This is a genomic window from Streptomyces sp. SP18BB07 (assembly GCF_036322545.1).
In the GTDB taxonomy this organism is placed as follows: domain Bacteria; phylum Actinomycetota; class Actinomycetes; order Streptomycetales; family Streptomycetaceae; genus Streptomyces; species Streptomyces deccanensis.
In genome coordinates this window covers 1-20,835 of the sequence record NZ_JAQYWT010000326.1, presented here as the reverse complement: position 1 = coordinate 20,835, position 20,835 = coordinate 1, and the positions used below count along the sequence as shown (strand labels likewise).

The window sequence follows — 20,835 nt, the reverse complement described above, 5'->3', positions numbered from 1 at the left end:
GGCCCCGATCACCGGGACCGACACGAGGGCGGACCCGACCCCCGGGGCCGGCCCAGGGACGGACGCGATGTCCGCGACCGGCCTGGGGACGGCCCCGGCCGCGGGAATCGGCCCGGGGCCGGTCCCGGCCTGACGGGCGGCCCGATCCCGGCCGCCGGACCGGGGTCGGGCCCGCCTCACCCCGCCGGACCGGCTCGCGGTCACCCCGCCCGCCGCCTCCGGCACCGACCGACCCCCGGCACCAACCCACCACCGCATCGGACAAGCGACCGGCACGGAGACCATGGACGACGACAGTGTGCGCACCGATCAGTGGCCCGATCACTCCCGTACCCCCGTCCTGGAGGCCCTGGAGCGCTACCGGCGCGGCGGGCGTCGGGCTTTCTCGCCGCCCGGCCACAAGGGCGGGACCGGTGTGGACGCGCGGGTCGCGCTCACACTCGGCCCCGATGTGTTCGCCTCGGACGTGCTCGCCCTCAACGGGCTCGACGACCGGCGGATGTCGGGCCGGGTCCTGGAGCGCGCCGAGGAGCTGATGGCGGACGCGGTGGACGCGGACCGTGCGTACTTCTCCACCTGCGGCAGCTCCCTGTCGGTGAAGGCGTCGATGCTGGCGGTCGCCGGGCCGCACGAGAAGCTGCTGATCGCGCGCAACGCCCACAAGTCGGTGATCGCGGGCGTGATCCTGGCCGGCGTCGAACCGGTGTGGGTGCGCCCGCGCTGGGACGCCGAGCACGCGCTGTCGCATCCGCCGGGCCCCGAGCAGGTCGCCGAGGCCTTCGAGCGGGCGCCCGACGCGAAGGGCATGCTGCTGGTCTCGCCCACGGCGTACGGCACCTGCGCGGACATCGCCGCGATCGCGGAGGTCTGCCACGCGCACGGCCGGCCGCTGATCGTCGACGAGGCGTGGGGCGCCCATCTGCCGTTCCACGAGGCCCTGCCGAGCTGGGCGATGGACGCGGGCGCCGACCTGTGTGTGACGTCGGTGCACAAGATGGGCGCGGGTCTGGAGCAGGGCTCGGTCTTCCATCTGCGGGGCGACCTGGTCGATCCGGCCGTGCTCAGGCTCCGCGGCGATCTGCTCAACACCACCAGCCCGTCGGTCCTGATGTGGGCGGCGCTGGACGGCTGGCGGCGGCAGATGGTGGAGCGCGGCCATGAACTCCTCGACCACGCCCTGCGGTTGGCGGCCCGGCTGCGTACGGAGGTGGCCGCACTGCCCGGACTCGTCCCGCTCGCCGACGCCGAACTCACCCGTCCTGGGCGGGCGTTCGCGTACGACCCGCTGATGGTCGTGATCGACGTCGCCGGTCTCGGCACGAGCGGTTACGCGGCCGTCGAGTGGCTGCGCGAGCACCACCGGGTCGATCTCGGGCTCGGCGACCACCGGCGTGTGGTCGCCCAACTCACCCACGCCGACACGGAGGAGAGCTGCGCGGCCCTGCTGGACGCCCTGACGGACCTGGTGAAGCGGCGCGAGTCGCTGCCGCCGCGGCCGGACATGCGGCTGCCCGAACCGGCGGAGCTGGAGCTGGAGAGCGTGATGCTCCCCCGCGACGCCTTCTTCGGGCCGGTGGAGCAGGTGCCGCTGGAGGAAGCGGTGGGCCGGGTGGCAGCGGAGCCCGCCAGCCCCTATCCGCCGGGGGTGCCGGTGATCTGTCCGGGCGAACGGATCGACCGGGCGGTCGTGGAGTACCTCGGATCCGGGGTGGAGCACGGCATGTACGTACCCGATCCGTCGGACCCGGAGCTGCGCACCCTGCGTGTGGTGGCCCGGTGACCGACGGCGGAACCAGCCACGGAACACGGCGTACACCCCAAGAAACACCCCGCCAAACACCGCAAGAAGCACCGCGAGAAACACCGCGAGGAACACGGCAAGGAGAGGAGACCGAGCAGCCATGCGTATCGCATTCCTGACGGCACCCGAGGGTGTCGAGCAGATCGAGCTGACCGAGCCCTGGCAGGCGGCGGAGAACGCCGGTCACGAACCCGTGCTGGTGTCGACGAAGTCCGGACGGATCCAGGCCTTCGACCATCTCGACAAGGCGGACACGTTCCCCGTCGACGCCGTGGTGGGCGAGGCCCCGGCCGAGTCGTTCGACGCGTTGGTCCTGCCCGGCGGGGTGGCCAACCCGGACTTCCTGCGCATGGACGAGGGGGCCGTGTCGTTCGTCCGGTCGTTCTTCGAGCGGGGCCGTCCCGTCGCGGCGATCTGTCACGCGCCGTGGACGCTGGTGGAGGCGGACGTGGTGCGCGGCCGGGTCCTGACCTCATGGCCGAGTCTGCGGACGGACATCCGCAACGCGGGCGGCACCTGGGTGGACGAGCAGGTGAAGATCTGCGACCACGGCGCGGGCAAGCTGGTCACCAGCCGCAAACCGGACGACCTCAAGGCGTTCTGTGAGGCGTTCCTCGACGTGTTCTCCCAGGAGGCCGCCTGATGAGCTCGCCCATGGACCGCAAGCAGGAGTAGCGCGAGGCCGCCCACCCGGTCGACCCGGCGTCGGGCCCCCTCACCACCGACCAGGGCGTGGCCGTCGACCACACCGACGACTCGCTGACCGCCGGTGAGCGCGGGCCGACCCTGATGGAGGACTTCCACTTCCGGGAGAAACTCACCCACTTCGACCACGAACGGATCCCGGAGCGGGTCGTCCACGCCCGGGGCGCGGGCGCCTACGGGTACTTCGAACCGTACGAGTCCTGCGCGGAGTTCACCCGGGCCGCGTTCCTCCAGGACCCCTCGGTCCGCACCCCGGTCTTCGTACGGTTCTCGACCGTGCAGGGGCCGCGCGGCTCGGCGGACACCGTGCGGGACGTACGCGGCTTCGCGACCAAGTTCTATACCTCGGAGGGCAATTACGACCTGGTCGGGAACAACTTCCCGGTCTTCTTCATCCAGGACGGGATCAAGTTCCCCGACTTCGTGCACGCGGTGAAGCCGGAGCCGCACAACGACATCCCGACGGGCGCGTCCGCGCACGACACGCTCTGGGACTTCGTGTCCCTCCAGCCGGAGACGCTGCACGCCATCATGTGGCTGATGTCCGACCGGGCGATCCCGCGCAGCTACCGCATGATGCAGGGCTTCGGCGTGCACACCTTCCGTTTCGTGACCGCCGACGGGCGGGGCACGTTCGTGAAGTTCCACTGGAAGCCGAAGCTGGGCACGCACTCGCTGGTGTGGGACGAGGCGCAGGAGTGCCGGGGCCGGGACCCGGACTTCAACCGCCGGGACCTGTGGGACGCCATCGAGGCCGGCGAGTTCCCGGAGTGGGAGTTGGGCGTCCAACTGGTGCCGGAGGAGGACGAGTTCGCCTTCGACTTCGATCTGCTCGACGCCACGAAGCTCATCCCCGAGGAGCAGGTGCCGGTGCGGCCGATCGGCCGTATGGTGCTGGACCGCAACCCCGAGAATTTCTTCGCGGAGACCGAACAGGTCGCCTTCCACACCGCGAACGTGGTGCCGGGCATCGACTTCACCAACGACCCGCTGCTCCAGGCCCGTAACTTCTCCTACCTGGACACCCAGTTGATCCGCCTCGGCGGCCCCAACTTCAGCCAGCTGCCGGTGAACCGACCCGTGGCCCCGGTGCGCACCAACCACCGCGACGGCTATCACCAGTCTGCGATCCACCGCGGCACGAACTACTTCCCGAACTCCCTCGGCGGGGGCTGCCCGGCCCACGCGGGCGTCGACCCGCAGGCCTACACACACCTCGCCGAGCGGGTCGACGGCGCCAAGATCCGCCGCCGCAGCGAGAGTTTCAAGGATCACCACAGCCAGCCGGCCATGTTCTGGAACAGCATGGCCCCCTGGGAGAAGCAGCACATCGTGGACGCCTTCCGCTTCGAGCTGGGCAAGGTCGGCGCCCTCTCCGTCCGCGCCCGCACGGTGGAGCAACTGACCAAGGTGGACCCGGAGTTGGCGGCCGAGGTGGCGAAGGGCATCGGTGTGCCCGTCCCGTCGGACGCCGAGCCGGTGGCGTACAAGCTCGCCTCGCCGGCGCTCAGCCTGGAGGCGCAGCGCGGCCCCGGTTCCCTCCGCACCCGGCAGATCGCCGTGCTGGTGGCCGACGGGGTGGATGCCGAGCAGGTGACCAGTGTGCGGGAGGCCCTGGCCGCCGAGGGCGCCGTCGTCGAGGCCCTGGCCGCCCAGGACGGCACGGTACGCGGGGCGGACGGCGCCGAGTACACCGTGGACCGGGCCCTGCCGACGGTGGCGTCGGTCCTGTACGACGCGGTGCTGCTGCCCGGCGGTCCCGTCGCCACACCGTCCCCGTCGACCGACCCCGACGCCATGCGCTTCGTCCGCGACGCCTACCGCCACGGCAAACCGATCGGCGCCCTCGGCTCCGGCGTCGGCATCCTCGCCGCGCTCCAGCCCGAGGGGGTGCGCCTCTCCTCCGAGTTCCACCACGTGGTCGCCGACCGGGGCGTGGTCACGGACACGGCCCAGGGCACCGCGAGCGACGACTTCACGAGGGAGTTCATCACGGCGATAGCGGCCCACCGCCACTGGAACCGCCCACCGACCCGCTGCTGATCGCTATGGGGGCGCCCCTCGCAACAAGGGGCGCCCCCTCCGCTTTAGGGGGCGCGGGGAACTGCGCGAGCAACCACGACGCACCCGCACCCCGCGACGCACAACCACCCCCACCCCCGAACCGGCCCTCGGGCCTCCGGCGCTAAGGCCTCCGCCCGAGCAGACACAACAACCTGGTCTGCGCATCCGCCCCCACCGGCGGAGCCACCGGCGCCGCGAACAGCCCGCTCTTCTCCAGATCACCGGCGTACGGAGCGATCTCGTCCACCGCGAACCGCACCAGCTCCCCCGGCAGCCGTTCGTCCGCGCCGATCGCCCGTGAAAGATCCCACGCGTGCACGACGAGATCGGCGACCATCTGCGCGCAGTACGCGGTCGCCGGGGTGTCGCCGTAGGACAGGTGGACCGTGCGGTCCAGCGCACCGGGGGCCGTGAGCGCCTCCCGCGCGGAGTGCGCGGCGGTGTCCCAGGAGGCCGCGGGGTCGGGCCCCAGCAGATCCCCTTCGAACGTGTCGCCGACCTCTTCGATCATGCAACCGTCCCGTACCAGCGAGGGCACCCACAGCTGCTCGGAGACGAGGTGGTTGACGAGGTCGCGGACCGACCACTCGGCGCAGGGCGTGTCCGCCCCCCACTGGTCGTCCCGGACGGCGTGGACCCGCGCGCCGAAGACGTCCTGGGCCTCGGCGTGCCGGTCGAGCAGCGCACGCCTCCCCGCGGTCGCGCCGGGTCTCATGTCGACGCCGGCCCTCGATCCCGCGCGCCGTCGCGCGTACGGCCCGGGACGACCGGCCGGCGCGGGTGGCGGCGCAGATACTCGCCCTCCAGCTGGGCCATCCGTTCGTTGTGGGTGCGCAGCGCCTCGGTCGAGCCGTGCAGCAGTGTGTCGTGCCGCGTGCGGTGGATCGACTCCAGTTCCTTCATCAACTGCTGGTCGTCCAGTTGGTCCGGGTGCACTCCGGTCATGGTGGTACCCCGATCTCGGTGGGTCCTTCCTCCACTGTACGAAGATCCCGGCCGCCGGGCCCCCGCGCGGGACTTTCGAAACACCCCCTAGCGGGCGCGCTCCACGCGTCGCTCGTCCCAGACCGGCTCGGGGGTCTCCCGGACCCGGCCGTCCGAGCCGAAGACCAGATAGCGGTCGAACGAACGAGCGAACCAGCGGTCGTGGGTGACGGCGAGGACGGTCCCGTCGAAGGCCTCCAGCCCCTCCTGGAGCGCCTCGGCCGACTCCAGGTCGAGGTTGTCCGTGGGCTCGTCGAGCAGGAGCGCGGTGACGCCCTGGAGCTCCAGGAGCAGGATCTGGAAGCGGGCCTGCTGGCCCCCGGAGAGCCGGTCGAAGGGCTGCTCGGCCTGCCTGGTCAGCTCGTAGCGGCGCAGCCGGGACATGGCGGCGCCCCGGTCCTGCGCGTGCTCCTTCCACAGGATGTCGAGCAGTGCCCGGCCCTCCAGCTCGGGATGGGCGTGCGTCTGCGCGAAGTGGCCGGGGACCACCCGGGCGCCGAGCTTCCACTGCCCGGTGTGGGCCACGTCGTCGCCGGCGAGCAGCCGCAGGAAGTGGGACTTGCCCGAGCCGTTGGAGCCGAGGACGGCGACCCGTTCGCCGTAGAAGACCTCCAGGTCGAAGGGTTTCATCAGGCCGGTGAGTTCGAGTCCCTCGCAGGTCACCGCCCGCACGCCCGTGCGGCCGCCCTTGAGCCGCATGGTGATGTCCTGCTCGCGCGGCGGCTCCGGCGGCGGACCGGCCTCCTCGAACTTGCGCAGCCGGGTCTGGGCGGCGGCGTACCGCGAGGCCATCTCATGGCTGACGGCGGCCGCCTGACGGAGTGTCAGTACCAGCTTCTTCAGCTGGGCGTGCTTCTCGTCCCAGCGGCGGCGCAGTTCCTCGAAGCGCTCGAAGCGCTGCCGCCGGGCCTCGTGGTAGGTGTCGAACCCGCCGCCGTGCACCCAGGCGTCCGCGCCCGCCGGTCCCGGTTCCACGCTGACGATCTTCTCGGCGGCGCGGGAGAGCAGTTCCCGGTCGTGCGAGACGAAGAGGACCGTCTTGCGGGTCTCCTTCAGCCGCTCCTCCAGCCAGCGCTTGCCGGGGACGTCGAGGTAGTTGTCCGGCTCGTCGAGGAGGAGCACCTGGTCGGTGCCGCGCAGCAGCGCCTCCAGGACGAGTCGCTTCTGCTCACCGCCGGAGAGCGTCCGCACCTGCCGAAACTGCGCCTTCTCGTACGGCACGCCGAGCGCGGCCATGGTGCAGATGTCCCACAGGGTCTCGGCCTCGTAGCCGCGCACCTCGGCCCAGTCGGAGAGGGCCTGCGCGTACGCCAGCTGGGCCGCCTCGTCGTCCACGGTCATGATCCCGTGCTCGGCGGCGTCGACCGCCTTCGCGGCCTCCCTGATCCCGGGCTGGGCGACGGACACCAGCAGGTCCCGCACGGTCGTCTCGTCCCGCACGGACCCCACGAACTGCCGCATCACCCCGAGGCCCCCGCTGACGGTGACCGATCCGCCGTGCGGCTTCAGCTCCCCGGAGATCAGCCGCAGCAGCGTCGTCTTCCCGGCCCCGTTGGGCCCGACGAGGGCGACGACGGCCCCCTCCCCCACCCGGAAGGACACGTCCCCGAGCAGCGCCCTCCCGTCCGGCAGGTAGTACTCCAGGTGAGCGGCTTCGAGATGTCCCATGGGGCGCATTGTCCGAGCCCGCGCCACACCCGAGCAAATCCATTTCACCGCCCGCCCATCTCCCACGCTCGCTCGCCCCCGCCCGACACGTAACCCGCCCCATGGGGTACTCGTGGACCATGACCCCAGACGTCGACCTCACCGTCCGCCCCCCGGGCCACCACATCCTCCGCGACCGTTTCCTCGCCGCGGACAGCCGCCTGTTCAACGCGGTGGCGACCCGTGACTGGCCGGGCGCCCACCCCTTCCTGCCGAAGCTGAGCCGCGCCGCGAACCACGGGGTGCTGTGGTTCGCCACGGCGGCGGCGATCGCGGCGACCCGGAGCCCGAGGGCCCGCAAGGCGGCCGTCCGGGGCGTCGCCTCGCTCGCACTCGCCTCGGCGACCATCAACACCCTCGGCAAGCGTTCGATCCGCCGCCCCCGTCCGGTCCTCGACAACGTGCCGCTGACCCGTCAGCTGAAGCGGCAACCGATCACCACGTCGTTCCCGTCGGGCCACTCCGCCTCCGCCGCTGCCTTCGCCGCCGGTGTCGCCCTGGAGTCGCGCGGCTGGGGCGCCGCGGTCGCCCCACTGGCCGCCGCCGTGGCGCTGTCCCGGGTGTACACGGGCGTGCACTTCCCGAGCGACGTCCTGGTAGGCGCCGCCCTGGGCGTGGGCGCCGCCTACGCCGTACGGGGCATCGTGCCGACCCGCGACCAGCTGCCACCGCCCGGCCGCCCCTACGTGGACGCGCCCGCGCTACCGGACGGCGACGGCCTGGTCGTGGTGGCCAACCGGGCCTCCGGCACGTCGGACCGGGTGCGCGCCCTGCGGGACGTACTGCCCGGGGCCGAAACAGTGGAGTGCGAGCCGGAGGACATGCGCGCCGAACTGGAGAAGGCCGCCGCCCACGCCCGGGTGCTCGGCGTGTGCGGCGGCGACGGCACGGTGAACGCCGCCGCCGAAGTGGCCCTGCGCCACGGCCTCCCCCTCGCCGTCCTGCCCGGCGGCACGCTCAACCACTTCGCGTACGACCTCGGCGTGGAGGACGTACGCGACCTGGGCCGCGCGGTGCGCCGGGGCGAGGCCGTCCGGGTGGACCTCGGGCACTTCAGCACCGGCGACACGGAGGGCCACTTCGTCAACACGTTCAGCCTCGGCGTCTACCCCGAGCTGGTGCGGGAGCGCGAGCGCTGGGAGAAGGTGGTCGGTGGCTGGCCCGCGGGCGTCATCGCGGCCCTGCGGGTCCTGCGCTCCGACCGGCATCCGCTGCAGGCCACGTTCGAGGGCCGACCCCGCCCGATCTGGCTGCTCTTCGCGGGCAACGGCACCTACCACCGGCTGGGCTTCGCCCCCGCCCGGCGTTTCGACCTGGCCGACGGCCTGCTGGACGTCCGGGTCGTGCACGGCGGCCGCCGCCCGGCCCTGCGGCTGCTGGCCGCGGCCGCCGCGGGCCCGCTGACCCGGACCCCGGCCCACGCGGCGGTCCGCGTACGGCGGCTGCGGGTGGACGGCATCGCACCGGGCACCCTCCTCGCCTACGACGGCGAAGTCACCGAGGTGCAGGGGGATCTGACGCTCCGGAAGCTCCCGGAGGCGCTGACGGTGTACCGCCCCGTACCGATGAGCTGAGACCCACCGCGACACCGACGCAGGCGTGTCCATAATTCAAGACGGCGGTCTCACCATTCGGCATGGTCGCGTACGGTTCGAGGACGAAGCCGCGGTCGTCGCGGTCCTCGTGGAAGGGGAACGGCCATGCCGAAGGCACAGGAGACCGCCGTCTACACGCACGGGCACCACGAGTCGGTGCTGCGCTCGCACACCTGGCGCACGGCCGCCAACTCGGCGGCATACCTTCTGGGTTCACTGAAGCCCGACATGAGGATCCTGGACATCGGCTGCGGCCCGGGCACCATCACCGCGGATCTGGCCGCCCTGGTTCCGGACGGCCATGTCACCGGCGTCGACCACGCGCCCGGCATCCTGGACCAGGCCCGGGCCACGGCCGCCGAACGCGGCCTGGAGAACACGGACTTCGCCGTAGCGGACGTCCACGCCCTGGACTTCCCGGACGACGCCTTCGACGTGGTCCACGCGCACCAGGTGCTCCAGCACGTCGGCGACCCGGTGCAGGCACTGCGCGAGATGCGCCGGGTCACCAGGCCGGGCGGGATCGTCGCCGTCCGCGACTCGGACTACGCCGCCATGACCTGGTTCCCCGAGTCGGCGGGCATGGACGACTGGCTGGACCTGTACCGCCGGGTGGCCCGCGCCAACGGCGGTGAGCCCGACGCCGGGCGCCGGCTGAAGTCCTGGGCGCTGCGCGCCGGGCTCACCGACATCACGGCCACCTCCGCCACCTGGACCTACGCCACGGCGGAGGAGCGGGCCTGGTGGAGCGGACTGTGGGCGGACCGGACGGTCGCCTCCGCCTACGCCGACCGGGCCACCGACGGCGGTCACGCCACGGCCGGGCAATTGCGGGCGATCGCCGAGTCCTGGCGGGAATGGGGACGACAGGAGGACGGCTGGTTCGCCGTACTCCACGGAGAAATTCTCTGCCGCAAGACGGCCTGAAAGCGGGAATACTGGAAACACGGACCATCAGGAGGTTCGCATAATGGTTCCCATCCTGCTGGTACTGCTTCTGGTGCTCATTCTCTTCGGCGCCGGATTCGCAGTGAAGGTTCTCTGGTACATCGCATTGGCCGTCCTGGTGCTGTGGCTCCTCGGCTTCCTGGTGCGCGGCACGTCCGCCTCCGGAGGAAGGAGCCGCTGGTACAGGTGGTGACGTCACTCCCGCGGTAGCAACGGTCCGAGCGGCCCGAGGTCCAGATTCAGGTCCTCGGGCCGCAGGCCGTAGCGCTCCCGCAGTTCGGTCATACGATCGTCCAGCAGCATCAGCGTGAGCCCGATGCGCTCCTCCTGGTCCTCCGAGAGCTCTCCGGTGTCGAAGCGGCGCAGTGCCTGCCGCTCCATGAGCTGACGGAGCAGCTCGACGACGGTCAGGACCAGCTTGACCAGGTCCCTCTCGACGGTGTCGGGCTCCAGTTCGAGACGGTTGCGGCCGCTCACTCGATGCCTCCCCAAGGTGACGGGACCTGTGCGTTCACGGAGCTGATCAGCGCGTTCAGATCGATGCGGACGAGGTCGACGTCCGCGATGCGCAGGGTGAGGTCCCCGGTGATGACGACCCCGCCGGCCAGCAGCCGGTCGAGGAGGTCGACGAGGGCGACCTCACGACGTTCGATCACGGTCACGGGCTTTCCTCCCCGGTCCCGGTCGTCTCACCGCTGAAGGAATAGGCGGCCCACGGCCCGGTGAGTTCCACTCGCAATCCCGGTTCCTCACCTTTCGTACGGTCCACCAGTTCCACGAACTCCTCGGAATGCGCGCGCGGCACCAAATAGGCCGCGTTCAGCACATTGCGTCCGGGAACGCCGGAGAGCGCGGAATTCTGCGGGGCGTGCAGCCGGGTATCCTCGGCGAATTCGGCGAGAGTTTCGTGCAGTTGCCGGGCGAACCGGTCGGCTTTCTCCCACATCTCCTCGTGGGCCCGGTGGCTCCGCCGCCGCTGCCGGAGATAGTCACGCCCGCTGGAGACCTTCGCGGGCGCCTGGGAGGCCTCTCGCTCCTCGGACTCCGCGTAGATCTTGACGCCCCACTCCACCCGGCCCGCGAGCCGGTCCAGGGTGCGCCGGAATCCCTCCTCGCGGGCCTCCAGCATGACCCGTACGCCACTGTCGTCGCGGAAGACGGTGCCGAGCCGGAGCGGCAGCGGGGTGGTGACGACGGTGAGGGCGTCGATCACGCTCTGGTGGGCCCGGGCCGTCTCGGTCAGCCAGTCCAGGTCCTCCAGATGGGCGCGGAGCGGCTGCTCCGCGAAGTCGCGCTCCGGCACCTCGCTGACCACGGCGATCAGGTCGTGGTGGCGCAACTGCCGGGGCGGCGCCCCCGCGACCCCTTTGAGCTGGGACTGGAGCGCCGCGTCGAAGGGGCGGCAGACGGCGTACACGTACCGCAGTCCGGTCATGAGGGCTCCTCTCTGGCGCGACCGCGTTCGATGGCGGGCTCCGGCTCCCGCCGGAGCCCGCCGTCGTCCAGCTCCGCGAGCCGGGCGCGCAACTCGGCATTCTCACGGGAGAGTTCGTCACGGCGCGCGTGGGACGACAACGCCGGGTCGGTCTCCCACCAGTCGATCCCCATCTCCTTGGCCTTGTCGACGGAGGCGACGATCAGGCGCAACTTGATGGTGAGCAGTTCGATGTCGAGCAGGTTGATGCGGATGTCACCCGCAATCACCAGGCCCTTGTCGAGGACACGCTCCAGGATGTCGGCCAGGTTGGCACTCCCGTTCTGCCCGTACGGCTCGGGGACTCGGCTCGGGAACGTCATCGGCGACTCCCGCCGGCGGCGGCCCGCTCCTCGTCCTCATCCTCGTACGGTTCCTCGTCGATGTCCTCCCCGGCGTCGTCCTCGGCCTCGGGAACGTCCTCGTACTCGCCCTCCGGTACCTCGTCCGGGTCCTCCAGGTCGCCTTCCTCGTCCTCGTCGACGTACCCTTCGACCTCTTCTTCGTCCTCGTCGGCGCCCTCGGCCTCGTCCGCCTCGTCGGAGTCACGCGGCTCCTCGTCCGGCTCGGCCTCGTCGGCGTCCTCGTCCTCCTCGTACTCGCCCTCGGCCTCGCCGTCCTCCGACGCCTCGCCCTCGGGCAGCTCCTCCTGCTCCTCGTCCTCCCGCTCCTCCTCGGCGACGGCGTCCTCGTGGCTGACGACGACCTCGCCGTCGCGGATCTCGCCGCGCCAGCCGTCCTCGGCCTCGCCCTTGAGGGTGATGAAGCGGGCGAAGTTCTTGAGGTCGAGCCGGGCCCGGCGGCCCTGGGCGCGCCAGATGTTGCCGGTCTTCTCGAAGAAGCCCTGCGGGTAGTACTCGATGACCAGCAGGACCCGGGTGAGGTCGTCGGCGAGGGAGTGGAAGGTGACCGCGCCCTTCGTGGTGCCCTTGGCGCCCTCCGACGTCCAGGTGATCCGCTGGTCGGGCACCTGTTCGGTGGTCTGCGCCTTCCAGCCGCGGCTGGACCAGAAGATCTTCATCTGCCAGTCGGAGTGGGTGTCGTCGGCCCGGTTGGCGCTCTTCACCCCCTTGGCGAAGGTGCTGAAGCTCTGGTACTGGGTCCACTGGTCGTACGCGGTCCGCACCGGCACCCCGACGTCGATGGACTCGATGATCACCGTGGGCTTGTTGCCCGAGCTTCCCTTGCGTTTGCCCTTGCCGCCGCCGAGGTTCTTGAACGCGCTGACCACCTTGTCCTTGGCGCGGCCGGCGCCCATCTCCAGGGCGGAGCGCAGCGGCCCCTTGCCCTCGGCGAGCTTACGGCCGCCGTCGAGGGCCAGCTTGGCGAAGCCGGGGCTGTTGCCGTCGGCGATGTCGTTGAGCTTGCCGGTCGTCTCGCCGAGTTTGCGGCCGGCGCCGACAAGCAGCCGCTGGGCCTGCGCGGCCACGTACTCCCGGGCCTCGGCCTTGAGATGGTCGACGGCCTCGCTGTGGGCGAGGTCTGAGAGCGGATTGCTCTTCGTCGCGTCCTTCGCCCGGTCCGCCACCTCGCCGGTCGCGCGGCCGGTCGCCGTTCCGAGGGTCTCAGTCATCGCCGCCGCCTCCTCTCGTCGTCCGTGACCGCGTGGCCTTGCGTGCGGTCTTCCTGGCCGGTGCGGTCTTCTTCGCCTGAGCCGCCTTCTTCGCCGGGGCGGTCTTCTTGGCGGCCGTCTTCTTGGCGGCGGCCTTCTTGGGCGGGGGCTTCTTCGCCGCCTGCCCGCGCGACGACCGCCGCGACTCCTCGGGCGCGTCGTGGCCGGACTCCGGCTCCTCCTCGTCCTCGTCGCGTCCGGACACGTCGGGCGTCACCCCGGCGAGTCGGTCGCGCACCTGCGAGGTACGTCCGTGCAGCCGGCCGGCGAGCCCTTCGATCTGCCGCTCGACCAGCGCCCCGGTGGCCGCCTTGCCCGCGCCGCGCAGGTCCTCGCGGAGCTGGTCCCCGAGCTCCTTGAACTGCGGGTTGTTCTGCAGCTGCTGCGATGCCAGCTCCGCGAGCGCCCGTGGGTTGAGGTGCATCCGCTTGCCGGCCACCATGGTGCCGACGGCGAACGCGAGTTTCATCTTCTTGGTACGTCCGAGGACGTATCCGGCCCCTACGGCGAGGCCCAGTCCGATTCGATTCATTGTGTCGTCCCGTTGCCGGTTCCTGTGCTCCTCCGCGCGCTGATCTCCAGCCGCTCCAGGAGCTCGTCCTCCAAGCGGTCGAACTCCTCCTCATCGATCTCGCCCGCGTCGAGCCGCTGCTCGAGGCGGGCGAGATCGGCGCGGACGGCCGCCGGGTCGTAGTACTGGCGCTCGGCCTCGGTGAGCACCTGTCTCACCGCCCAGAGGCTGCCGCGCACCGGTGCGAACGGCAGCAGCAGCACCTCGGTGATCAGTCCCATGTACCTGCCTCCTCGGCCGTCGCGCGCTGTCAGTGCGTCGTCTCGGCGGGCTGCGCGGGCCCGGGTTCGACGAAGCTGTACGGCGGCAGCGGCCCGTTCACCCGCACCTCGATGTGCGGATGGCTCTTGCGGACCTCCTCCACGGCGTCGAGGAAGACCGCGGCCGACTGCCGGTCCACGAGGAACGACAGGTTGGCCAGCCAGCCGGTCGACTCGGGGCCCGCGCTGACGGTCTCGGCGGCCTGCTCCAGCGCCTGCCGCAACTCCGTCGCGTCGTCGGCCTCCCGGGCCTGCACGGCGGCGACGACCATCTCGCCGAGCCGCAGCCGGTCCTCGTAGGTACCGCCACCCGCCTGCCGGTTGGCCTCGGTCATGGCCCGCAGCTCGGGGTTCTCCCCCATCACGCGATGCAGCACGGCCTCTTCGTCGTGGCTGGCCTTCACGTTGTACTCGACCTTGCCGTCGAGGGCGCCGAGCCGTTCCGTGTAGTGCTCCGCGCGTTCGGCGAGCACCCCGGTGACGGACGCGTCGTCCGGGGCGACACTGCCGAAGCGCATGGGCAGCAGGGGGCCGCCCGCGCCCGCCTCGCTCAGGACGTTCTGGTGGGCGAGCAGATCCTTGCGCTTGGGGCGCAGCCCCTCGGGGGCCTCACTGACGATCGCAGCCAGCTTCCCCTCCTTGAGGATGCGCACCGGGCGGGCCGGATCTCCCACACCGCCCATGCCCTCGGGGAGAGCGGGGTGCGAGCTCGCGGTGATGCCGTAGACGTACGTGCTCACTCCTGTTCCTCCCTCTTGCGCGAGCTCGTGGTCTTGCGGGCCCGCGGCCGCGACTCGGACTGACCCTCCTCGCGGGCCTGCTTGAAGGCGTCGGAGATCGTCTCGGCGGCGCCGGACAGCGCCCCCTTGGACTTGCCGCGCGCGCCGGACTCGGTGATCTCACCGACGAGGTCCGGCAGGCCAGGGTTCTTGCGCGGTCCGGCCTCCAGGTCGAGCCGGTTGCACGCCTCGGCGAAGCGCAGATAGGTGTCGACGCTGGCCACGACGACCCGGACGTCGATCTTCAGGATCTCGATGCCGACCAGGGAGACTCGCACGAAGGCGTCGATGACGAGCCCCCTGTCGAGAATGAGTTCCAGGACGTCGTACAGGCCGCTGCTGCCGCCTCCGCCGCCGGACTGCTGTGCCGGGACTACGGTCATGCCGGCTGATCCTCCTTGTCTGTGGATGCTGGAGCGGGACGCGGCCTACCGGCCACCGGGGCGATGTGGGTCAGCCCTCCCGCGTTCGTAACGGCGGACACGCCGATAGCCGGTGAGCTCACCCTGGGGGTCGAGTTCCACCCGGTAGCTCGCGAGCAGGCTCATCGTGTCGGGGACCCTGGCGATCTCCAGGACCTCGACCTCCAAGATCCAGCCGTCCTCGGTCTGTTCGAACGACGACACGGACTCGGGCGCCATGCCGGTCAGCTCCGCGAGCTGGGTCCGCGCATGACGCAGCACCTGCATGGGGCTGGGGCGCTCGTCCGCCGATTCCCGCACCTCTTCGGTTTCCTCGGTTTCGTCCGACTCATGTGCTGTACGTGAATTCTGTGCTTTTGATGTGTTCGATGTGTTCGACATGGCCACCTCGAACACCGAGTGGCCCCTCGGCCGTTGGCCAAACCTGTCGGTGTCAGCCGCGCAGGGCCGTGAGCCTGCGCCGCGCGGGGCCGAGCGCCCGGCCCCGGCGCAACGCCCCCGCCCAGGGATCTGTACGGGCCTGGTCGATGGCGTCCGCCAGAGTCCAGCGGCGGGCGTCGACGGCCGGGTCGTCGAGCTGTTCCCAGGTGAGGGGCGTGGCCACGGGCGCGCCGGGGCGGGCGCGCACGGTGTAGGGGGCGACCGCGGTCTGGGCGTAGGCGTTGCGCTGGATGTCGAGGTAGAGCCGGTCCCCCCGGTCCTTCTTGCGGGGCTCGACGGTGAGCCGCTCGGGATGGGCGCGGACGAGTTCGTCGGCGATCTCCCGGGCGAAGCCGCGCACCGTGTCGAAGTCGTCGTGCCCGTTCAGCGGTACGACGACGTGGACGCCCCGGGAGCCGGTGGTCATCGGCACGGACGGCAGTCTCAGCGCCTCCAGCAGCTCCCGCACATCCCGGGCCGCCTCCCTGACCTGGGCGAAGTCGTCCACCGCCGGGTCGAGGTCGAGGACCAGCCGGTCGGGCCGTTCGACGTCGCCGGTCCGGGAGAGCCACCGGTGCAGGGTGAGACAGGCCTGGTCGGCGAGGTAGACGAGGGTGGCCGCGTCGTCGCAGACGGGGTGGACGACCGTGCCGCCCTCCTTGGGCACCTCGACGCGTTCGATCCAGTCCGGGTAGTGCTCGGGGGTGTTCTTCTGCATGAACATGGGCCCGTCGAGCCCGTCCGGATGCCGTTCCAGCATCAGCGGGCGTCCCCGCAGGTGGGGCAGCATGAAGGGGGCGACGGCACGGTGATAGGCGACGAGGTCGCCCTTGGTGTACTCCTTGCCGCCGCCCTCGTCGGCGGGGAACAGCACCTTGTCCGGCCGGTGGATCTCGACGGTACGGCGGCCGACGCGCATCGTGTGCGTGTCCCCCATCGCCTGCTCCTTCCGGATCGCGATCGTTCAGAACGTTCAGGGCGTGATCGCGTGCTCCACCAGCATCCGTCCGGCCACCGCGATCGCCTCCGCGTCGATGCCCGCCTCGCGCAGCTGCTCCTCGGGGGAGGCCGAGCCCGGCATCGTACGGACGGCGAGGCGCACCAGGCGGGGCACCGGGCGGCCGTCGAGGAAGGCGTCGAGGACCGCGTCCCCGAGGCCGCCCTCCTCGTGGTGGTCCTCGACGGTGAGGATGCAGCCGGTGCGTTCGGCGGCCTCCCGCAGGGTGCGGCGGTCGACGGGCTTGACCGAGTACAGATCGATGACCCGGACCTGGATGCCCTCGCGGTCCAGAGCCTCGGCGGCCTTGAGGGCCTCGTGGACGGTGACGCCGGCCGCGACGACGGTCAGCCGGTCGGTGTCCGAGGCGCGCAGCACCTTGCTGCCGCCGACGGGGAACTCCTCGGTCGGACTGTAGAGGACGGGCGATTCGCCCCTGGACGTCCGCAGATAGCGGATGCCCTCGAGGCCGGCCATGGTGCCGACGAGCTTGGCGGTCTGGTTGGCATCGCACGGGTACAGCACGGTGGAGTCGTGCACCGACCGCATCATCGCCAGGTCCTCCAGGCCCATCTGCGAGGGCCCGTCCTGGCCGATGGCGACACCGGCGTGGGAGCCGACGAGGTTGAGGCCGGACCCGCTGACGGACGCCATGCGGATGAAGTCGTGGGCACGGGTGAGGAACGCCGCGAACGTGGCGGCGTACGGCACCCAGCCGCGTGCCGCGAGGCCCACCGAGGCGGCCACGAGCTGCTGTTCGGCGATGTAGCACTCGAAGTAGCGGTCGGGATGCTCCTTGGCGAAGAACTCGGAGCGGGTGGAGTCGCCGACCTCGCCGTCGAGGGCGACGATGTCACCGCGGGCGGAGCCGAGCGCGGCAAGGGCCTGCCCGTAGGCGTCCCGGGTGGCGACCTCGTCACCGGTCTCGTAGCGCGGCAGTTCCAGGTGTCCGGTGCGTACGGCGTGCAGCATCCGGGCGGCGGGCGGCTGCCGGACCTCGACGCGCAGGTCGCGTACGCCGCCGAGTTCCGTGATCGCCTCGTCGGCGTCCTTGAGCGGCTTGCCGTGCATGCCCTCCCGGTCCTGGACGGCCTCGACGCCCTTGCCCTTGAGGGTGCGGGCGAGGATCACGGTGGGCTGGCCCTTGGTGGACTCGGCCTCGCCGTAGGCGCGGTCGACGGCGTCCACGTCGTGTCCGTCGATCTCGATCGTGTGCCAGCCGAAGGCCGCGAAGCGGCGGGCGTAGGCGTCCAGGTCGTGTCCGTGCCGGGTGGGCCCGCGCTGCCCGAGCCGGTTGACGTCGACGATCGCCGTCAGATTGTCCAGGTGCTCGTACGCGGCGTGCTCGGCGGCCTCCCACACGGAGCCCTCGGCGAGTTCGCTGTCACCACACAGCACCCACACCCGGTAGCCGGTGCGGTCCAGCCGCTTCCCGGCCAGCGCGATACCGACGCCGACGGGCAGTCCCTGGCCGAGCGATCCGGTGGCCGTCTCCACCCACGGCAGGCGCCGCGGCGTGGGGTGCCCCTCAAGCCGGCTGCCGAGCTTCCGGAACGTCATCAGCTCGGTCTCGCTGATCGCGCCGGCCGCCTTGTACGCGGAGTACAGCAGGGGCGAGGCGTGTCCCTTGGACAGGACGAAGCGGTCGTTGCCGGGGTGCTGGGGGCGTTCGAAGTCGTACCGCAGATGGTTCGCGAGCAGCACCGCCATCAGCTCGGCGGCCGACATGGACGACGTCGGGTGCCCGGACCCCGCGGCGTCCGACGCGCGCACGCTGTCGACCCGCAACTGCTGTGCCAGCTCGGTCAGTTGACGGCTGTTCATGACTCTCCTTTCGAACCCTCGGCGGGCTTCGGTGGGTCTTCGGACACCGTGCCGAGCTTGCGGCCCGGTGATGCGGTCGGCGACTTCCCGGCGCCCGCCCCCGCCTTCTCCGGCGCGCCCGGCATCCTGGCCAGTTCCGGTGACGCCGTGTCCAGGGGGACGGACCAGGACCGTACGAGGCCCAACTGGACGCCCTGGCGGGGCAGTACGGCGTCGAGGAGCCAGTCGGCGGCGACCCGGACGCGGTTGCCGGGCATGGCGGCGAGGTGGTAGCCGCGCGTGACGGCCCCGGCGACCGGCCCGGACAGCGGTACGCCGAGCGGGTTGGCGGCGGCCTTCACCCCGCCGAGGTCCACGACGAAGCCGAGGTCGCTGTGGCGGTAGGCCTCGGGCTCGCCGCGGCCGAGGGAGGCGGCGACGTTGTAGGCGGCCACCTTGCCCTGCCGCCAGGCGTGTTGGGCGGTCATCGGGGTGTACTGGCCGGGCTTGGTCAGATCGGGTACGGCGGCCGCGTCACCGCAGGCGAACACGTCGGGCCGCCCCGGCACCTGCAGCGTGGGCTCGACGAGCAGCCGCCCCCGTTCCATCGGGAGGCCCAGCGACTCGGCGAGCGGATCGGGCCGTACGCCCACGCACCACACGAGGGTGCGGGTGTCGACGAACTCCCCGTCGCTCAGCAGCACTCCGCCCGGTGTCGCCTCCTTCACGGAGGTCCCCATGCGCACGTCGACGCCCCGCTGCCGCAGCACCTTGTCGGCGGTCCGCGACAGCTTCTCGTCCATCTCGGGCAGCACCCGGTCCGCGATGTCGAGCAGGATCCAGCGCGGCCGCATGCCCGCCCGCAACGGCTGTTTCCGTACCAGCGCGTCGGTGAACAGCTGGCCGTGGGCGGCGACCTCGGTCCCGGTGTACCCGGCGCCGACCACCACGAAGGTGCATCGCGCGTCGCAGCTCTTGGGGTCCTCGCTGCCGGCGGCCAGCTCCACCTGCCGGGTGACGTGGTCCCTCAGGTACAGCGCCTCGGGCAGCCCCCGGAAGCCGTGGGCGTGCTCGGCGACGCCCGGGATGGGCAGCAGCTTGTTGACGCTGCCGGCGGCGAGCACCAGCCGGTCGTAGGTGAGGGTGCCGACGCCGCCCTCGGGGTCCGAGTAGCGCACGGTGCGCGCGTCGAGATCGATGTCGTCGGCCTCCCCCAGCACCAGCCGCACCTGGGGCAGGGTGCCGGTGAGGGAGACGGTGACCCGGCGTGGTTCCAGGATGCCGGCGGCGACCTGGGGCAGCAGGGGGAGATACAGGAAGTAGTCGGTCGGGTTCAACAGGGTGATGTCGGCCTTGTTCCGGGCCAGCCGCGCGAGGGTGCGGGCCGTCCGGTAGCCGGCGAAACCGGCACCGACGATCACGATGCGGGGTCGACTCACGGTTCGCCTCCGGCGGGTCGCGTGCGTACGAACCTTCCGCGTCCCCCTGGTCAAGGGGCCCAAACCGGCGGACCGCCCGATCGTGCGCGGGTTTCCGCCGTGATCCCCGGGTACTCGGACCGCGTTCCGGCCCCGCCCCGATCGCATCTGTCGCGGAGGTACCCCCCATGCCCGAGTACGGATACTTCCTGGCGACCGAGGAGTTCGGTCCCGCCGAGCTGATCGAGCAGGCGAGGATGGCCGAGCAGGCCGGATTCGACTGTCTGTGGATCTCGGACCACTTCCACCCGTGGAACGACGCCCAGGGCCAGAGCCCGTTCGTGTGGTCGGTGATCGGCGCGCTCTCCGAGGCCGTGTCGCTGCCGATCGAGACGGCGGTGACCTGCCCGACCGTCCGGATCCACCCGGCGATCGTGGCCCAGGCGGCGGCGACGAGTTCGGTGATGACCGGCGGTCGTTTCCGGCTCGGCATCGGCTCGGGCGAGGCGCTCAACGAGCATGTCCTCGGCACCCGTTGGCCCCCGGTGGACGTCCGTCTGGAGATGCTGGAGGAGTCGGTCCAGGTGATGCGGCGCCTGTTCACCGGCGAGGAGGTCACCCACCGCGGTACGCACTACACGGTGGAGAACGCCCGCCTCTACACGCTCCCCGACGCGCCGGTCCCCATCGACATCTCCGGTTTCGGGCCGAAGGCCACCGCCCTCGCCGCCCGCGTCGGCGACGGTTTCATCACCATGAGCCCCGACGAGGAACTGGTGACCCAGTACCGCAAGGGCGGCGGGGGCGCGAACCCCGTCAGCGGCGGGACGAAGGTGTGCTGGGGCCCCGACCGGGACGCCGCCGTCCGGCTCGTCCGCCACCTGTGGTCGAACCAGCTGCTGCCCGGCGAGATGGGGCAGATCCTGCCCACGCCCAGCCACTTCGAACAGCTGGAGCCGCTGGTCACCGAGCAGATGGTCGGCGAGAACACGGTCTGCGGCGACGACGTGGACGAGCACGTCGCCGAACTGACCGCCTTCGCCGACGCCGGCTTCGACCGCGTCTACGTCAGCCAGATCGGCCCCGACCAGCGCGGGTTCTTCGACTTCTACCGCACAAAGGTGCTGCCGCAGCTCCAGCGGGGTACGCGCTGACCGGCACCGCCCCCGAGTTCTCGGCCCAGATGGTGTTTCCCTCTCCCCATCGTCTGGGCCGAGTGCACGTTCCCCGCGCGGACCGCCGAGCGCGGGCGCACGGAGAGCACGGCGAGCGGGG

At 71.5% G+C, this 20,835-nt stretch carries 22 protein-coding genes and 1 pseudogene; 7 read left to right on the top strand and 16 right to left on the bottom strand.

Annotated features, from left to right (window positions below; all coding sequences use genetic code 11):
- Positions 1 to 283 precede the first annotated feature (283 nt).
- The 3 genes and pseudogenes from PUR53_RS25295 to PUR53_RS25285 all read left to right on the top strand — a co-directional run bounded on the left by PUR53_RS25295 (position 284) and on the right by PUR53_RS25285 (position 4,549).
- Entirely contained in the window at positions 284 to 1,780 is a 1,497-nt protein-coding gene (locus PUR53_RS25295) for an aminotransferase class I/II-fold pyridoxal phosphate-dependent enzyme (protein WP_329909729.1), read from the top strand.
- 121 nt (positions 1,781 to 1,901) lie between these two features.
- Positions 1,902 to 2,444, top strand: a complete 543-nt coding sequence (locus PUR53_RS25290; RefSeq protein WP_329895095.1) for a type 1 glutamine amidotransferase domain-containing protein — start codon at positions 1,902 to 1,904, stop codon at positions 2,442 to 2,444.
- A pseudogene (locus PUR53_RS25285) lies at positions 2,444 to 4,549 on the top strand (catalase). The gene PUR53_RS25290 and the pseudogene PUR53_RS25285 overlap by 1 nt, the downstream one beginning before the upstream one ends.
- A gap of 142 nt (positions 4,550 to 4,691) precedes the next feature.
- On the opposite strand, the gene PUR53_RS25280 reads toward PUR53_RS25285, so the two are convergent.
- The 3 genes from PUR53_RS25280 to PUR53_RS25270 form a co-directional block, all read right to left on the bottom strand.
- Positions 4,692 to 5,285, bottom strand: a complete 594-nt coding sequence (locus PUR53_RS25280; RefSeq protein WP_329895093.1) for a TIGR03086 family metal-binding protein — start codon at positions 5,283 to 5,285, stop codon at positions 4,692 to 4,694.
- Positions 5,282 to 5,515 carry a DUF6158 family protein gene (locus tag PUR53_RS25275; RefSeq protein WP_329895092.1) on the bottom strand — a complete coding sequence of 78 codons (234 nt, stop codon included), beginning with the start codon at positions 5,513 to 5,515 and terminating at the stop codon, positions 5,282 to 5,284. The genes PUR53_RS25280 and PUR53_RS25275 overlap by 4 nt, the downstream gene beginning before the upstream one ends.
- 87 nt (positions 5,516 to 5,602) lie before the next feature.
- Entirely contained in the window at positions 5,603 to 7,222 is a 1,620-nt protein-coding gene (locus tag PUR53_RS25270) for an ABC-F family ATP-binding cassette domain-containing protein (protein WP_329909728.1), read from the bottom strand.
- A gap of 119 nt (positions 7,223 to 7,341) precedes the next feature.
- Here PUR53_RS25270 and PUR53_RS25265 point away from each other — a divergent pair, with 119 nt between their 5' ends.
- The 3 genes from PUR53_RS25265 to PUR53_RS25255 all read left to right on the top strand — a co-directional run bounded on the left by PUR53_RS25265 (position 7,342) and on the right by PUR53_RS25255 (position 9,997).
- On the top strand, positions 7,342 to 8,835 hold the full coding sequence (locus tag PUR53_RS25265; RefSeq protein WP_329895090.1) for a bifunctional phosphatase PAP2/diacylglycerol kinase family protein: 1,494 nt from the start codon (positions 7,342 to 7,344) through the stop codon (positions 8,833 to 8,835).
- Between the two features lie 126 nt (positions 8,836 to 8,961).
- Positions 8,962 to 9,783 carry a class I SAM-dependent methyltransferase gene (locus tag PUR53_RS25260; RefSeq protein WP_329895089.1) on the top strand — a complete coding sequence of 274 codons (822 nt, stop codon included), beginning with the start codon at positions 8,962 to 8,964 and terminating at the stop codon, positions 9,781 to 9,783.
- Between the two features lie 43 nt (positions 9,784 to 9,826).
- Positions 9,827 to 9,997 carry a hypothetical protein gene (locus tag PUR53_RS25255; protein WP_033529789.1) on the top strand — a complete coding sequence of 57 codons (171 nt, stop codon included), beginning with the start codon at positions 9,827 to 9,829 and terminating at the stop codon, positions 9,995 to 9,997.
- Between the two features lie 2 nt (positions 9,998 to 9,999).
- Here PUR53_RS25255 and PUR53_RS25250 read toward each other — a convergent pair whose 3' ends face one another.
- The 13 genes from PUR53_RS25250 to PUR53_RS25190 are packed head-to-tail and all read right to left on the bottom strand — an operon-like array spanning position 10,000 to position 19,581.
- Complete coding sequence (locus PUR53_RS25250) at positions 10,000 to 10,281, bottom strand: gas vesicle protein K (RefSeq protein WP_045556598.1); 282 nt, start codon at positions 10,279 to 10,281, stop codon at positions 10,000 to 10,002.
- Entirely contained in the window at positions 10,278 to 10,466 is a 189-nt protein-coding gene (locus PUR53_RS25245) for a gas vesicle protein (protein WP_033529791.1), read from the bottom strand. Before PUR53_RS25245 ends, PUR53_RS25250 begins: the two co-directional genes overlap by 4 nt.
- Positions 10,463 to 11,239 (bottom strand): GvpL/GvpF family gas vesicle protein, encoded by a 777-nt coding sequence (locus PUR53_RS25240; protein WP_329909727.1) that lies wholly within the window; start codon positions 11,237 to 11,239, stop codon positions 10,463 to 10,465. Before PUR53_RS25240 ends, PUR53_RS25245 begins: the two co-directional genes overlap by 4 nt.
- On the bottom strand, positions 11,236 to 11,601 hold the full coding sequence (locus PUR53_RS25235) for a gas vesicle protein (protein ID WP_220645509.1): 366 nt from the start codon (positions 11,599 to 11,601) through the stop codon (positions 11,236 to 11,238). Before PUR53_RS25235 ends, PUR53_RS25240 begins: the two co-directional genes overlap by 4 nt.
- Positions 11,598 to 12,851, bottom strand: a complete 1,254-nt coding sequence (locus PUR53_RS25230; RefSeq protein WP_329909725.1) for an SRPBCC family protein — start codon at positions 12,849 to 12,851, stop codon at positions 11,598 to 11,600. Before PUR53_RS25230 ends, PUR53_RS25235 begins: the two co-directional genes overlap by 4 nt.
- Positions 12,844 to 13,422 carry a DNA primase gene (locus PUR53_RS25225; RefSeq protein ID WP_329895086.1) on the bottom strand — a complete coding sequence of 193 codons (579 nt, stop codon included), beginning with the start codon at positions 13,420 to 13,422 and terminating at the stop codon, positions 12,844 to 12,846. The genes PUR53_RS25230 and PUR53_RS25225 overlap by 8 nt, the downstream gene beginning before the upstream one ends.
- On the bottom strand, positions 13,419 to 13,682 hold the full coding sequence (locus PUR53_RS25220) for a gas vesicle protein GvpG (protein ID WP_329895085.1): 264 nt from the start codon (positions 13,680 to 13,682) through the stop codon (positions 13,419 to 13,421). Before PUR53_RS25220 ends, PUR53_RS25225 begins: the two co-directional genes overlap by 4 nt.
- A gap of 29 nt (positions 13,683 to 13,711) precedes the next feature.
- The gene (locus PUR53_RS25215; protein ID WP_329895084.1) at positions 13,712 to 14,461 is read right to left on the bottom strand and encodes a GvpL/GvpF family gas vesicle protein; all 750 of its coding nucleotides are present in this window, start codon (positions 14,459 to 14,461) and stop codon (positions 13,712 to 13,714) included.
- Complete coding sequence (locus PUR53_RS25210) at positions 14,458 to 14,883, bottom strand: gas vesicle structural protein GvpA (RefSeq protein WP_033529797.1); 426 nt, start codon at positions 14,881 to 14,883, stop codon at positions 14,458 to 14,460. The genes PUR53_RS25215 and PUR53_RS25210 overlap by 4 nt, the downstream gene beginning before the upstream one ends.
- Before the next feature lie 45 nt (positions 14,884 to 14,928).
- The gene (locus PUR53_RS25205) at positions 14,929 to 15,303 is read right to left on the bottom strand and encodes a gas vesicle protein GvpO (RefSeq protein ID WP_329909745.1); all 375 of its coding nucleotides are present in this window, start codon (positions 15,301 to 15,303) and stop codon (positions 14,929 to 14,931) included.
- Between the two features lie 52 nt (positions 15,304 to 15,355).
- The gene (gene ligD / locus PUR53_RS25200; RefSeq protein WP_329909724.1) at positions 15,356 to 16,279 is read right to left on the bottom strand and encodes a non-homologous end-joining DNA ligase; all 924 of its coding nucleotides are present in this window, start codon (positions 16,277 to 16,279) and stop codon (positions 15,356 to 15,358) included.
- Between the two features lie 36 nt (positions 16,280 to 16,315).
- Complete coding sequence (locus PUR53_RS25195; RefSeq protein ID WP_329895082.1) at positions 16,316 to 18,163, bottom strand: transketolase; 1,848 nt, start codon at positions 18,161 to 18,163, stop codon at positions 16,316 to 16,318.
- Positions 18,160 to 19,581, bottom strand: a complete 1,422-nt coding sequence (locus tag PUR53_RS25190) for an NAD(P)/FAD-dependent oxidoreductase (protein ID WP_329895081.1) — start codon at positions 19,579 to 19,581, stop codon at positions 18,160 to 18,162. The genes PUR53_RS25195 and PUR53_RS25190 overlap by 4 nt, the downstream gene beginning before the upstream one ends.
- Positions 19,582 to 19,748: 167 nt before the next feature.
- Here PUR53_RS25190 and PUR53_RS25185 point away from each other — a divergent pair, with 167 nt between their 5' ends.
- The gene (locus PUR53_RS25185) at positions 19,749 to 20,714 is read left to right on the top strand and encodes an LLM class F420-dependent oxidoreductase (RefSeq protein ID WP_329909722.1); all 966 of its coding nucleotides are present in this window, start codon (positions 19,749 to 19,751) and stop codon (positions 20,712 to 20,714) included.
- Positions 20,715 to 20,835: the final 121 nt, after the last annotated feature.

Coding starts and splice junctions, on each gene's coding strand:
- PUR53_RS25260 (WP_329895089.1), top strand. CDS start 8,962: ATGCCGAAGGCACAGGAGACCGCCGTCTACACGCACGGGCACCACGAG.
- PUR53_RS25195 (WP_329895082.1), bottom strand. CDS start 18,163: ATGAACAGCCGTCAACTGACCGAGCTGGCACAGCAGTTGCGGGTCGAC.
- PUR53_RS25210 (WP_033529797.1), bottom strand. CDS start 14,883: ATGACCGTAGTCCCGGCACAGCAGTCCGGCGGCGGAGGCGGCAGCAGC.
- PUR53_RS25290 (WP_329895095.1), top strand. CDS start 1,902: ATGCGTATCGCATTCCTGACGGCACCCGAGGGTGTCGAGCAGATCGAG.
- PUR53_RS25280 (WP_329895093.1), bottom strand. CDS start 5,285: ATGAGACCCGGCGCGACCGCGGGGAGGCGTGCGCTGCTCGACCGGCAC.
- PUR53_RS25235 (WP_220645509.1), bottom strand. CDS start 11,601: ATGACGTTCCCGAGCCGAGTCCCCGAGCCGTACGGGCAGAACGGGAGT.
- PUR53_RS25265 (WP_329895090.1), top strand. CDS start 7,342: ATGACCCCAGACGTCGACCTCACCGTCCGCCCCCCGGGCCACCACATC.
- PUR53_RS25270 (WP_329909728.1), bottom strand. CDS start 7,222: ATGGGACATCTCGAAGCCGCTCACCTGGAGTACTACCTGCCGGACGGG.
- ligD (WP_329909724.1), bottom strand. CDS start 16,279: ATGGGGGACACGCACACGATGCGCGTCGGCCGCCGTACCGTCGAGATC.
- PUR53_RS25255 (WP_033529789.1), top strand. CDS start 9,827: ATGGTTCCCATCCTGCTGGTACTGCTTCTGGTGCTCATTCTCTTCGGC.
- PUR53_RS25240 (WP_329909727.1), bottom strand. CDS start 11,239: ATGACCGGACTGCGGTACGTGTACGCCGTCTGCCGCCCCTTCGACGCG.
- PUR53_RS25275 (WP_329895092.1), bottom strand. CDS start 5,515: ATGACCGGAGTGCACCCGGACCAACTGGACGACCAGCAGTTGATGAAG.
- PUR53_RS25295 (WP_329909729.1), top strand. CDS start 284: ATGGACGACGACAGTGTGCGCACCGATCAGTGGCCCGATCACTCCCGT.
- PUR53_RS25225 (WP_329895086.1), bottom strand. CDS start 13,422: ATGAATCGAATCGGACTGGGCCTCGCCGTAGGGGCCGGATACGTCCTC.
- PUR53_RS25230 (WP_329909725.1), bottom strand. CDS start 12,851: ATGACTGAGACCCTCGGAACGGCGACCGGCCGCGCGACCGGCGAGGTG.
- PUR53_RS25220 (WP_329895085.1), bottom strand. CDS start 13,682: ATGGGACTGATCACCGAGGTGCTGCTGCTGCCGTTCGCACCGGTGCGC.
- PUR53_RS25185 (WP_329909722.1), top strand. CDS start 19,749: ATGCCCGAGTACGGATACTTCCTGGCGACCGAGGAGTTCGGTCCCGCC.
- PUR53_RS25205 (WP_329909745.1), bottom strand. CDS start 15,303: ATGTCGAACACATCGAACACATCAAAAGCACAGAATTCACGTACAGCA.